General features: G+C 71.8%; 13 protein-coding genes. 5 read left to right on the top strand and 8 right to left on the bottom strand.

The window, feature by feature from the left end:
* The first annotated feature begins 153 nt into the window (after window positions 1–153).
* Window positions 154–816 carry a hypothetical protein gene (locus ODJ79_RS17310; protein ID WP_263024499.1) on the top strand — a complete coding sequence of 221 codons (663 nt, stop codon included), beginning with the start codon at window positions 154–156 and terminating at the stop codon, window positions 814–816.
* Window positions 817–828: 12 nt separating this feature from the next.
* Here the strand turns inward: ODJ79_RS17310 and ODJ79_RS17305 are convergent, their stop codons facing one another.
* The 6 genes from ODJ79_RS17305 to ODJ79_RS17280 all read right to left on the bottom strand — a co-directional run bounded on the left by ODJ79_RS17305 (window position 829) and on the right by ODJ79_RS17280 (window position 5,999).
* Entirely contained in the window at window positions 829–1,446 is a 618-nt protein-coding gene (locus ODJ79_RS17305) for a response regulator (RefSeq protein WP_263024498.1), read from the bottom strand.
* Window positions 1,443–2,576: a sensor histidine kinase gene (locus ODJ79_RS17300; RefSeq protein ID WP_263024497.1), complete on the bottom strand. Its 1,134-nt coding sequence runs from the start codon at window positions 2,574–2,576 to the stop codon at window positions 1,443–1,445. Before ODJ79_RS17300 ends, ODJ79_RS17305 begins: the two co-directional genes overlap by 4 nt.
* Window positions 2,573–3,388 carry an ABC transporter permease gene (locus tag ODJ79_RS17295; RefSeq protein ID WP_263024496.1) on the bottom strand — a complete coding sequence of 272 codons (816 nt, stop codon included), beginning with the start codon at window positions 3,386–3,388 and terminating at the stop codon, window positions 2,573–2,575. The genes ODJ79_RS17300 and ODJ79_RS17295 overlap by 4 nt, the downstream gene beginning before the upstream one ends.
* Window positions 3,385–4,221, bottom strand: a complete 837-nt coding sequence (locus ODJ79_RS17290) for an ABC transporter ATP-binding protein (protein WP_263024495.1) — start codon at window positions 4,219–4,221, stop codon at window positions 3,385–3,387. Before ODJ79_RS17290 ends, ODJ79_RS17295 begins: the two co-directional genes overlap by 4 nt.
* A gap of 126 nt (window positions 4,222–4,347) precedes the next feature.
* Window positions 4,348–5,094 carry an ABC transporter permease gene (locus ODJ79_RS17285; RefSeq protein WP_263024494.1) on the bottom strand — a complete coding sequence of 249 codons (747 nt, stop codon included), beginning with the start codon at window positions 5,092–5,094 and terminating at the stop codon, window positions 4,348–4,350.
* Entirely contained in the window at window positions 5,091–5,999 is a 909-nt protein-coding gene (locus tag ODJ79_RS17280; protein WP_263024493.1) for an ABC transporter ATP-binding protein, read from the bottom strand. Before ODJ79_RS17280 ends, ODJ79_RS17285 begins: the two co-directional genes overlap by 4 nt.
* Window positions 6,000–6,106: 107 nt before the next feature.
* On the opposite strand from ODJ79_RS17280, the gene rnhA reads away from it, so the two are divergent.
* Window positions 6,107–6,562 (top strand): ribonuclease HI, encoded by a 456-nt coding sequence (gene rnhA / locus ODJ79_RS17275; protein WP_263024492.1) that lies wholly within the window; start codon window positions 6,107–6,109, stop codon window positions 6,560–6,562.
* Here the strand turns inward: rnhA and ODJ79_RS17270 are convergent.
* On the bottom strand, window positions 6,542–6,952 hold the full coding sequence (locus ODJ79_RS17270; RefSeq protein ID WP_263024491.1) for a MarR family winged helix-turn-helix transcriptional regulator: 411 nt from the start codon (window positions 6,950–6,952) through the stop codon (window positions 6,542–6,544). The genes rnhA and ODJ79_RS17270 overlap by 21 nt on opposite strands.
* 53 nt (window positions 6,953–7,005) lie before the next feature.
* On the opposite strand from ODJ79_RS17270, the gene ODJ79_RS17265 reads away from it, so the two are divergent.
* The 3 genes from ODJ79_RS17265 (at window position 7,006) to ODJ79_RS17255 (ending at window position 9,902) form a co-directional block, all read left to right on the top strand.
* Complete coding sequence (locus tag ODJ79_RS17265; RefSeq protein WP_263024490.1) at window positions 7,006–7,623, top strand: TIGR03086 family metal-binding protein; 618 nt, start codon at window positions 7,006–7,008, stop codon at window positions 7,621–7,623.
* Window positions 7,620–8,432 carry an LLM class flavin-dependent oxidoreductase gene (locus ODJ79_RS17260; protein ID WP_263024489.1) on the top strand — a complete coding sequence of 271 codons (813 nt, stop codon included), beginning with the start codon at window positions 7,620–7,622 and terminating at the stop codon, window positions 8,430–8,432. Before ODJ79_RS17265 ends, ODJ79_RS17260 begins: the two co-directional genes overlap by 4 nt.
* A gap of 462 nt (window positions 8,433–8,894) precedes the next feature.
* Window positions 8,895–9,902 (top strand): epoxide hydrolase family protein, encoded by a 1,008-nt coding sequence (locus ODJ79_RS17255; RefSeq protein ID WP_263024488.1) that lies wholly within the window; start codon window positions 8,895–8,897, stop codon window positions 9,900–9,902.
* On the opposite strand, the gene ODJ79_RS17250 is transcribed toward ODJ79_RS17255, so the two are convergent.
* Entirely contained in the window at window positions 9,886–11,826 is a 1,941-nt protein-coding gene (locus ODJ79_RS17250; protein ID WP_263024487.1) for a hypothetical protein, read from the bottom strand. The two genes, ODJ79_RS17255 and ODJ79_RS17250, sit on opposite strands and share 17 nt — an antisense overlap.
* Between the last annotated feature and the right edge of the window lie 125 nt (window positions 11,827–11,951).

Here is an 11,951-nt window from a genome sequence, read left to right as displayed (position 1 = left end):
ACCGCGTGCTGGGTGCCGCCGCTGCCCGTCGGACGTCGGCGGCGCTCACCGGCAATATTCAGTTACTTTGGCAGCCTTTTGGCTAATTTCCCAAGATCGTGGCGAGTTGTCCCGATATGCTGGTCCGGGTTGCGGATCTTTGGGAGGGCGGCCATGACCACGGGCGATTCATCCGGGCACCCGCATGCGCGTCGGTCGCGCTTGGCGGGACTCCGGCCCGGACCCATCTACGTGACGGCCGCGGTTGTCGGCCTTGCGGTCGTCGCAGGCGGCGCTTTCCTGCTCCTTGGCAATAGACATCAGGACGTCACCACCGGGGCGCTGGAACCGTCCGCTTCGCCGACGGCCCATGCGTCCGCAGCGGCTGTCAGCGACGGTCCGCAGCCGGGTGGCAAGTCGGCGGCGGCGCCGCGGGCCGCAGGTACGGCATCCAGAACCACCGGATCGCCGGCTAAGCCGCCGTCAGCGGAGTCCCGTTCCTCGCGTACGCCGGACACCGCCTCCGCGGAAGGCGTGAGCAGCCGGACCGTACTGCTTCCCACCGGGAATGTCCATCTCACCTGGGCGAAGGCCAACCTGCTGGGTCAGCAGGAGCAGAACCTGGCGGCCGACAACGGCAAACCGGTCGGGGGAGCGCGGTGCACCCAGAAGCTGAAGGTCGTCGGGGGCACGCCGAAGGATATCCCGAACATGATTCTGTGCTGGCGCACGTCCGCGGCTCGCAGCGTACTGGCTTTTCAGGTCGTCACCAGCGGGGCGCCGTCCGCCGCGACGAACGTGAAGATCCTCAACGAGCAATGGGCGAAGCTCGGCTGACCCGGGGTGGCGTCAGAGCAGGCCGTGCCGCATCGCCGTGGTCACTGCGGCGGTGCGGTCGGTCACGTCCAGCTTGTTGAAGACTCGTAGCAGGTGGGTCTTCACGGTCGCCTCGGAGATGAAGAGCTGTTTGCCTATCTCGGCGTTGGTCAGGCCGCTCGCCACCAGCCGCAGCACCTCCGACTCGCGGGCCGACAGGGCCGGCGGCGCCGGCTGCCGCACCTGGCGCACCAGCGTGGAGGCGACGCTCGGGGCCAGCACCGTTTCGCCTCGGGCCGCGGCTCGGACGGCGTCGGCCAGTTCGGCCGGGGAGGCGTCCTTGAGCAGGTAGCCGCACGCACCGGCCTCGATGGCGCGCAGGATGTCGCGGTCCGACTCGTACGTGGTCAGCACCATCACGCGCGTGCCGGGGACCGTCTTCAGGATGCGTTCGGTGGCCGATACCCCGTCGCCGTCCGGCATGCGCAGGTCCATCAGGACGATGTCGGGGCGCTCCGCGGCGGCCAGCGTGACGCCCGCGTCGCCGGAGCCGGCCTCGCCGACCACCGACAGATCCGGCTCGGCGTCCAGCATGCCGCGCAGGCCGTGTCGCACCACGGGGTGATCGTCGACCAGCAGGATGCGAATCACGCGGGCACCTCCAACTCGATGGTCGTGCCGGTATCCGGGTCACTGCGAACGGTCAGCGTGCCCTGCACCTGCTCCGCTCGCGCACGCATGCCGTTCAGGCCGAAACCGTCCGCCGTGGCCGGGTCGAAGCCACGGCCGTCGTCGCGGACCACCAGGCGCACCGAGGACGGGGCGTAGGCGATCAACACCGCCGTCTCCCGGGCGCAGGCGTGCCGGCGTACGTTGGTCAGCGCCTCCTGGGCCGCCCGCAGCAGGACCACCTCGACCTTCGTCGGCAGCGCGCGCTCCTCGCCGGTGACCCGGACCGTGGCCGGCGTGCCGGTCTCCTCCGCGAAGCGGGCAGCTTGACGGCGTACCGAATCAGGCAGTGAGCCCTCGGACAACGCGGCCGGCGCCAGCGCGGCGACCAGGGCCCGCGATTCGGCCAGGTTTTCCTTCGCCGTGCGGACGGCCAGCGCCAGCCGCTCGTCCCGCAGCGCCGGGTCGGCCGCCTGCAGCAGGGTGATGATGCTGGTGAAGCCCTGCGCGAGGGTGTCATGGATCTCGCCGGCCAGCCGGGCCCGCTCGGCCGCCGCCCCGGCCTCGTGGGACAGCCGCGCCACCTCGGCCCGGCTCGCCTCCAGCTCGGCGATCAACTCGCCGCGCTCGACGTTCTGCTCGATCACCCGGACGATCCAGAAGCCGAGCCAGACGCCGGAGGCCGCCGAGATGACCGCGATGACCAGGTCGGCTCGCATGTCCTGCGGGGAGAGGAACAGGTCGCGGGCCGGCGCCACCAGGTTGACCACGAGGACCAGCACGATGGCGGGCCACAGCGCCACCAGTTGGAAGATCATCGGGATCATCGCGAAGAGCAGCCAGGTCGCGAAGGGCATCAGCGTGACCGCGACCGCGAACAAGGCGATCTGCGCAACCGCCAGGACGACCGACGAGGCGTTCCGCCGGATCACCCGCCGGCCGAACGCCAGGTGCAGCACCACCATCGCGGCGATGGCGCCGGCCGTGAGCAGCCGGCGCCACCACGGGTGCGTGTCCGCGGCGAGGATCGCGGCGGCAACGGCCACCGCGACCACTCCGAAGTACACCTCCCACCACTGCGAGTAGCGCTGGTGAGCCTCGATACGGGTCACCGGTCTTTTTCGGTCCAGCGGAACGTGACCAGGCACAGCACCAATCCGATCACACACCAGGCTGCCAGCACCAAGGCGGTGCGACCCAGCTCCCACTGCCCGGCCGCCTCGTACTGCTTCATGCTGTCCGGCAGGAACACGTACCGGAAGCCCTGGCTCATCCATTTGACCGGGAAGAACGACGCCACCGTGATCAGCCAGGTCGGCAGCACGGTGATCGGGTGGATGAAGACACCCGAGATGAACTGCAGGAACACCACCGGCACGTTGAGGATCGCGCCGGCCGTGCGGGCATGCTTGACGATCGCGCTGACCGCGATGCCGCAGGCCGTGCAGGCGAAGGTGGACAGCAGGAACAGCCAGGCGAACGTCAGCCAGTGCGCCGCGTCCGGCACCGGCATGTCGAAGATCAGGATGCCGACCAGGATCAGCAGCGCCGCCTCGGCCACGCTCAGGACCAAGACCAAAATCAACTTCCCCAGCACGTACGCCGTGGGCGTGATCGGCGTGCCGTGCAGGCGCTTCAGCGTTCCGTCCTCCCGGTCGAGCGCCACCCCGGAACCCATGGTCACGAAGGCGGTGGAGAGGATCCCGTACGCGATCATGCTGGCCGAGTAGACCTGGCTCGCGCTGACGCCGGTGTTGTCGTACGAGTCCTTGAAGATCGTGCCGAAGAGCAGGAGCAGCATCGCCGGGAACGCGAAGGTGAAGATCATCGCGGTGCGGTCGCGGAGGAACTGGAGGATCTCGACCCAGCCGCGGGCCAGTCCGTTGGCCGCCGTCGAGGGCAGGGTCATCGTCGCGGCGGTCATCGGGTGGCTCCGATCAGGTTGAGGTAGATGTCCTCGAGGGTCGGCCGGGTGATGGTCAGCGTGGAGAGGTCGGCGCCCTCCTTGACGAGGCGCCGGATGAGATCGCTGGGATCCCGCAGCGTCTCGGTCCGCATCCCGTCGTCGGACAGCCAGCTGACCTTCGCGCCGGCGTTCGCCCGGCCGCCGAGCGTGGCCGGCGTGCCCTCGGCGACGATCTGCCCGTCGGCCAGCACCGCGAGGCGATCGGCGAGCGCCTCGGCCTCCTCCAGGTAATGCGTGGTGAGCAGGATCGTGGTGCCCTCGGCGGCGAGCGCCCGGATCAGGTCCCAGAACTGGCGGCGGGCGGCCGGGTCGAAGCCGGTGGTCGGCTCGTCCAGGAAGAGCAGCTCGGGGCGCCCGACGATGCCGAGCGCCACATCCACCCGGCGGCGCTGGCCGCCGGACAACGCGCGGATCTTGCTGCCCTTCTTCTCGGCGAGGCCGACCAGGTCGATCACCTCGGCGACCGGCCGCGGGTCGGCGTAGAGCCCGGCCACGTGCTTGACCATCTCGGTGACGGTCAGGTCGGCGGCGTCGTCCGCGTCCTGCAGCACCACGCCGATGCGGCCCCGCCAGGCGCGGCCCGCCGTGCCCGGGTCGTCGCCGAGCACGCTCACCTCGCCGCCGGTGCGCCGGCGGTGGCCCTCGAGGATCTCCACGGTCGTGGTCTTCCCGGCACCGTTCGGCCCGAGCAGCGCGAACACCTCGCCGCGCGTGACGGTGAGGTCGATACCGCGGACGGCTTCGTGCCCCCGGTAGGTCTTGCGAAGTCCCCTGACTTCAATGGCGTCCATGCCATTGATCGTGCTCGACGGCCGGGGCCGGCCGGGACGACCGCGAGGCTGTCACCGGTTGTCCACCGATCGATGGACAGCGCGACGCATTGCCCACCGATCGATGGACAGCACGGCGCGACTCGCTCACTCCCAGCGGAACTTGCGGGCCGCCGCCACCACGCAGACCGCGGCCCACACCGCGAGGCTCGCCCAGGAGCCGAGCGGCACCGGCTGGTCGTGCGAGAGCGTCGCGCGCAGCGCCTCGGCGTGCGCGGCCAGCGGCAGGAACTCGGACACCCCGCCGGGCGCGGCGAACATGATGCCGCCGGCCGCCAGCATCAGGACGTAGATCAGGGTCGCCAGCCCGGTCGTCGTCTCCGGCCTGAGCACGCTCGCCAAGAGCAGAGCCAGGCCGGTGTACGCCGCGGTCGCCAGCACGGTGATGCCCAGGGCGGGCAGCAACTCGCCCAGGTGCGGGCGCCACCCGACCGCCACGCCGACCGCGGCGAGCACCAGCAACTGCACCACGATCAGCGCCAGGATCGCGGCGGTCTTCGCGAACAGCAGGCCCGGCCGGGACAGTGGCGAGGCGCCGAGTCGCTTGAGGACGCCGTAGCTCCGCTCGTACCCGGTGGTGATCGCCTGCCCGGTGAACGCCGTCGACATCACGGTCAGCGCCAGCACGCCGGGCACCACCCAGGCCAGACGGTCGCCGCCCGGTACGTTGGTGGCGTGGGTCAGGCCCGCGCCGAGCAGCACCAGCAGCGGCACACCCATGGCCAGCACCACCGCCTCGCCGCGCCGGGCGGTGAGGATCAGCTCCATCCGGATCTGGCTGCGCAGGATCGCCTTGGTCGAGTTCCGCGCCGGGGCGGGGGCGAAGGTGGTCATCGGTCGGCTCCCGCCTTCTCCGCGGTCAACGCCAGGTAGACGTCCTCGAGCGTGCGCCGCCGGGTGTTCACGGCCGTGACCTGGGCGCCCGCCCGGGAGAACCAGGACAGCACCCCGGCGATCGCGGCCGCGTCCAGGTTGCCGGCGATCGCGTACTCCCCCGGGGTCGGCTCGGTGACCTGGAACGGCACGTCGGGCCGGAGACCGGCGTCGGCGCGTACCTCCAGAAGGTCTATGCCCGCCGCGGCGGTGAGCTCCGCGGGCGCCCCGGTCGCCGCGACCCTGCCCTCCCGCATGATCACCACGTCGTCGGCGAGCCGCTCGGCCTCGTCGAGCAGATGCGTGGTGAGCAGGACCGAGACGCCGTCGGCCCGCAACTGTTCGATCAGCTGCCAGGTGGTGTGCCGGGCCTCGGTGTCCATGCCGGCCGTCGGCTCGTCGAGGAAGACCAGCTCGGGGCGCCCGACGAGCGCCACGGCGAGCGAGAGACGCTGCTGCTCGCCGCCGGACAGACGACGGTAGCGGGTCTTGGCGATCTTGTGCAGCCCGAGCCGCTCGATCAGCATCTGCGGACTCAGCGGGTTGGCCGAGAAGGACGCGAACAGGTCGAGCAGCTCGCCGGCGGTCGCCCACGGATACATGCCGCCGGACTGCAACATGATGCCCAGGCGCGGCATCAGCGTGTCGTGCTCCTTGATCGGGTCGAGGCCGAGCACCCGGCACTCGCCGGCGTCGGCCGCCCGGAAGCCCTCGCACACCTGCAACAGGCTGGTCTTGCCGGCGCCGTTGTGCCCGAGCAGGGCCAGCACCCGGCCGCGCGGGACGGTCAGCGACACCCCGGCGACGGCGGTCGTGGCACCGTAGCGCACGACGACATCCCGCACCTCGACCGCGTGGTCGCTCACTCGAGACCCCTTCCGACCCGGCCACCTTACGTGCCGGTCTCTGTCACCTCGCTGAGGGCGGTCCCGGCATGGCCGACCTCACTCTGCCCCCTCGGTAGGGTGCTCGCATGAGCGTGGTGGAGATCTACACCGATGGGGCGTGTGTGCCCAACCCCGGGCCGGGCGGCTGGGGTGCCGTGCTGCGCTACGGCAGCAAGGAGAAGGACATGTGCGGCGGCACCGCCGACTCCACCACCAACAACCGGATGGAACTGCTCGCCCCGATCAGCGCGCTCGAGGCGCTGACCCGGGCGCCGATGACGGTCAAGCTCTACACCGACAGCATCTACGTGCGCGACGGCATCACGAAATGGCTGCCCAAGTGGAAGTCGAACGGCTGGCTGACCGCGGCGCGACAGCCGGTCAAGAACGTCGACCTGTGGCAGCGGCTGGACGCCGCCGTGCAGCGGCACGACGTGCAGTGGCACTGGGTGAAGGGGCACGCCGGCCACCCCGAGAACGAGCGCGCCGACCGGCTGGCCGCCCGCGGTCTGCAGGAGGCGTTAGGCCGACAGCTCGCCTAACGCCCGTACGAAAGCGGCCTGGTCTTTGATCTTGGCAAGGATGACCTCCTCGCCTTTTCTGATCTCGGCCTGCACCGCCTGCTGCAGCCGGCGCCCCTCGGGGGTGAGACCGAGCAGCCGCACGCGCCGGTCGGCCGGGTCGGGCTCGCGCTCGATCAGGCCGCGTCTCTGCAGGTCATCGAGGACCGGGATGAGGCGCGTCTTGTCCGCGTTGATCGCCGCGGCCAGCGACGCCTGGGCGCGCGCCGGCCCGTCACGCAACGCGGTCAGCACGACGTAGGCCCACATGGTCACGCCGTGCCGCTCGAGGATCGGCTGCTCCATCGCGAGCAGCCGGCGCCCCAGCCGCAGCACCATCGCTCCCAGATCGGCCCGTTCGGTCTCCGCCACATCGGCATCCTCCTACCCTTGCCATATCGTAAGCGCATGTAGATGATAAGCGTATGCCTACTGACCTGATCGCCGCGGATGCTTTTGCGGTGCGCGAGACCGTCCGGCTGGTCGCCGGGCTGACCTCGGAAGACTTCTCGCTACCCACCCCGTGCGCGGGATGGGACCTGGGCACGCTGCTCACGCACATGACGGTGCAACATCGCGGCTTTGCCGCGGCCGGCGCCGACCCGGGCCTCTGGGAGATGCCGGCGGACGGAAGAATTCCCGATCTCGTACGCGCGTACGCCGCCTCCGCCGAGCTGGTGCTGGCCGCCTTCGCCGCGCCGGGAGCGCTCGACCGCGCGTTCGCGCTGCCCGAGATCAGCCCGTCGCGCACCTTTCCGGGCCGGGTCGCCATCGGCTTCCACCTGGTCGACTACGTGGTGCACGGCTGGGACGTGGCGACCGCGGCCGGCTTGCCGTTCGCGCCGCCGCCGTTCGTCCTGGAGGCGACGCTGCCGCTCGCCCGGGCCGTGCCGGACGGACCGTCGCGCCTCGCGCCGGGCGCGGCCTTTGCTCCCGCGCTGTCCGTTCCCGCGGATGCCGATCCGCTCACCGAGATCCTGCTGCGGCTCGGGCGCGGCTCGGGCGCGAAAATGTCGGGGGGTCCTGATAGCAAGGATCCATGACACTTCGGTTCGGTGTGATCCTCCCCGGCGGCACCGCCCCCGAGCAGCTCGAGCTGGCCGTCCTCGCCGAGCAAGCGGGGTGGGACGGGGTGTATGTGTGGGAGGCCGGCTACGGCGTCGATCCGTGGACGCTGCTGGCCGCGATGGCCACCCGCACCACCCGGGTCCGCCTCGGCACGATGCTGACACCCCTGCCCTGGCGCCGCCCGTGGAAACTGGCGAGCCAGGTCGCGACCCTCGACCAGCTCTCCGGGGGCCGGGCCACGCTGGCGATCGGGATCGGCGCGGTCACCGACGAGCTGCCGGTCACCGGCGAGCAGACCGATCTGCGACTGCGGGCGTCGATGATGGACGAGGGCATCGACCTGATCCGCACGCTGTGGTCGGGCGGCCGGTCCTACCGAGGCGAGCATTATCACTACGAGGTCCGCAGCGACGGCCCGGCCACGGCGGCCCGCCCGGTGCAGGAGCGCATCCCGATCTGGGTGGTGGCCGTCTGGCCGCGGCAGAAATCGATGCGGCGGGTGCTGCGCTGCGACGGGGTGATCCCGGGCCACGAGCCGAGCACCGAGGCGGTCCGTGAGATGCGCGCGTGGCTGGCCGCCCGGGGCGCGCCCGAGACGGTCGACATCCTGTCCGAGGGCGAGACGCCGACCGACGACCCGGCCGAGGCGGCGGCGCTGGTCAAGCCGTGGGCCGAGGCCGGGTGCACCTGGTGGATGGAGACGCGCTGGGAGATGCCACACCACTCCGCCGACCGGCTGGCCGAGATCCGAGCCCGCATCACGGCCGGCCCACCGCGACTGTGATGGGGGTGCTCCGCTCGCCCAGCCTGGCGCCGCGTCCCGGCCTGGCAGCGCGTTCCGGCCCGGCAGCGTGTTCCCGCCCGGCGCCGCGTTCCCGCCCGGCGCCGCGTTCCCGCCCGGCGCCGCGTTCCCGCCCGGCAGCGCGTTCCTGCCCGGCGCCGTGTTCCTGCCCGGCGCCGTGTTCCCGCCCGGCGCCGCGTTCCTGCCCGGCAGCGCGTTCCCGCCCGGCGCCGCGTTCCCGCCCGGCAGCGCGGCCGATTTCGGTCTCGGCTCCCGGGCCGGGCACGGGGGCCACCACGGTCAGGCGGCCGCTTGTCGCGGGCGCTTTCGGTGCGGCGGGACGGCCGTGATCGACGGGTTTCGGGTGCGGGTCGGTGCTGACGCTGTGGCGGATCTGCGGGAGCGGCTGGGCGCACCCGATGGCCGGAGGAGGCGACCACGGGCGGCTGGGAGCAGGGAACTCCCTTGGCGTACGCGCGAGAGCTTTGCTCCTATTGGGCCGACGGATATGACTTTGCGGCGGCCGAGGCGCGGCTGAACAGGCATCCGCAGTTCCGAACGGTGATCGACGGGCTGGGCATCCACTTTGTCCACGTGCGCTCGGCGCGGGCTGACGCGACGCCGCTGGTGCTCACGCACGGGTGGCCGGGGTCGGTGGCCGAGTTCGCCGAGGTGGTGGGGCCGCTCGCCGATCCGCCGCCGGGCCTGCCGGCCTCTCACGTGGTGTGCCCGTCGCTGCCGGGGTACGGCTTCAGCGACAAGCCGGCCGGTCCCGGCTGGACGGTGCATCGCATCGCCGACGCGTGGGCCGAGTTGATGACCCGCCTGGGATATGTGCGGTTCATCGCGCAGGGCCACGACTGGGGGACGAGCGTCAGCACCGCCCTCGCGACCCGTCACCCCGAGCGGCTGGTCGGCATCCACCTCATGCCGCCGCTGGTCGCCCCCGACCCGGCCACGCTCAACGACCTGACCGACGCCGAGCGCACCGCGATCGCCGACCTGCGAGCGGCCGCCGACGGGGACGGCTACTCGTTCGTGCAGGCCACCCGGCCACAGACGATCGGCTACGGCCTGGTCGACTCGCCGGCCGCGCTGTGCACGTGGATCGCCGAGAAGTTCCGCGCCTGGGCCGACGGCGAGGTCGACCGTGACCGCTTCCTCGACAACCTGATGCTCTACTGGCTCCCGGCGACCGGCGCGTCCGCGGCCCGGCTCTATCGGGAAAGCTTCGCCGAGGTGCAGGCGCTGTTCCGGGACGGCACGACCGACGTCATCGGGGTGCCGACCGCCTGCTCGATCTTTCCGAGGGAGAACCCGCGACCGTCCCGCCGCTGGGCCGCCCGCCGCTTCCCGAACATTCGCTACTGGAACGAGCCACCCCGGGGTGGACATTTCGCCGCGTTTGAGCAGCCCGCGCTGTTTCTCGCGGAGATGCGGGCGGCCTGGCCCGTTCCTAGGCCTGCGTCCTGATCCAGCCGGCGCAGAACTGGTCGACCTTGGCGAACGGCTGGTGGTACGCCTCCTTGGCCGCCGCGTCCCACTCCTCGCCGCGCACCAGCACGAGCTGCACGAAGCGGAACATGGTGGCCAGCCCGTACTTCTGGGCCATGCAGTCCACCGCGAAGTGGCTGAGGCCGTAGTAGGCGTCGCCCTCGCGCAGCGACGCTTTCGCCCCCGGCGCGGCGGGGACCATCGAGGTGAGCCGCTTGCGTTGGATCGCCCACTCGACGCTGTCCCGCCGGTAGCTCTGGTTCGCGTGCTTCGGCGACCAGCCGATGTACTCGGCGACGCCCTCGCTCAGCCACTGGTTGGACATGCGGTACGTCGTCGAGCCGGTCAGGGTGATCACGTGGCCGAACTCGTGCTGGAGTGTGACCCGCAGCTCGACGGGGGACTTCAGCTCGCGTACCCGCAGCACCACGTCATAGCCGGACCGGCTGATCGGCATGGCCACGCCGACCGCCCACGACGCCAGCCCGCCGAACCAGGCCTTCCACTGCTTCTCGCCGGCCAGGTAGATCCGGTACCGGTTCTGCTTGGCGTGCAGCATCGTGGCGAACAGCTCGTCCGCGGCCGCGGCCCGCTCGGCGGCCGGCAGCACGGTCTTGACGTAGCCCGCCTCGCTCGGGTCGGCGCCGACAACCACCTGCCGGCCCGCCGTGAAGACCATCTTGCCGTCCTCCCAGGGGGTGGGCTCGGCGTAGTCCGAGTCGGGGTCGGCCACGGCTGCGGTGATCACGTACCGGCCGCCGATCTCCTTCATGGTCAGCGACTGGTTGATTCCGGCCGGTGACCCGGTCGCGCAGGTGTCCGCCCCGAAGCAGTAGTCGGCCCGGACCGGAAAGGTGATCGCGGCCGGATCCTTCGCATCGGGCACGCTGATCCCGGGCGCGTAGGAGAACTCGGTGATCCCCAGCGCCCGCATCGTCCGATAGAGCGCCCGGTAGCGGGTGGTCAGCTCGGCGTTGCCCGGGTCGACCGCCGCCATCCAGCCGGTCTCGTCGCCGGCGAGCAGGGCGTCCGCGTGCCGTTGGAGCGCGAGGACCGCGTTGTCGAACGGGGTGTCGCCGGGGGGCGGCTCGTCGGACTCCGACGTGGACGGGGTCGGCGTCGGCGTGCCCATCACCTGGACGGTGTTGCCGGACCCGCGGCGGGCCTCCTCGCCGCTTTCGCCGACCACGACGAGCAGCGCGGCAAAGGCGACCAACAGGACCGCGACGACGGCCAGGAGCCATCGGCCCAGCTGCCGGGCGGCGTCGGCTTCGGGAGTACGGGCGGGCGGTGCCCAACCGAGCGGCCCGTAGCCGGCGGGCGGCCCGTAGCCCGGGGGCGGCCCAAAGCTTGCGGGCGGCCCATAGCTTGCGGGCGGCCCATAGCTTGCGGGCGGCCCGCCGTACGCGAAGCCCCACCGGGCGGGCACGACATATCCGGGCGCCCCCTGCCCCGGCCAGATCGGCGCCGGGGCAATCGGCCCGGCCGGCGGCGCGACGCTCGGGGCGGCCGGCAGCGGGCGACCCCCGACAGCGGGCAGCGTGCCACCCGCGCCAGCAGGCAGCGCGACCTCGATGTCAGCCGGCAGCGCGACCTCGTTGACGGCCGGTAGCGCGACCTCGTTGTCAGCTCGCAGCGCGACGTCGTTATCAGCCGGCGGCCCGACTCTCGGCTCGGCCGATGACGTGGCGCCCTCGACAGCCGGCAGCACAACGTCCTCGACGGCCGGCGGGGCGATGCTCCGGTCCGCCGGCAGCACGACGCCCTCGACGGCCGGTGGGGCGATGCTCCGGTTGGTCGGCGGTGCGACGCTCTCATCGGTCGGTGGCGCGATGCTTTCGTCGGCCGGCGTGCGTGGCGCGGGAATCGCCGAGGCGGTGGAAACGTCTTCTTCGTCCCGCAACGATTCTCCCGAGGTCGCCGTGCCGGGTCGCCCTCGGGCGACCGCCGGTTTGCGACACCGGCGACGGCACGCTACACGCGAATCAGGCGCGGCGAATCACCGCGCCGGTTACTTTCCGCTTCCCG

It is taken from the genome of Actinoplanes sp. KI2 (genome assembly GCF_025630775.1).
Lineage (GTDB): Bacteria > Actinomycetota > Actinomycetes > Mycobacteriales > Micromonosporaceae > Actinoplanes.
This window is presented reverse-complemented; position numbering and strand designations above follow the sequence as displayed.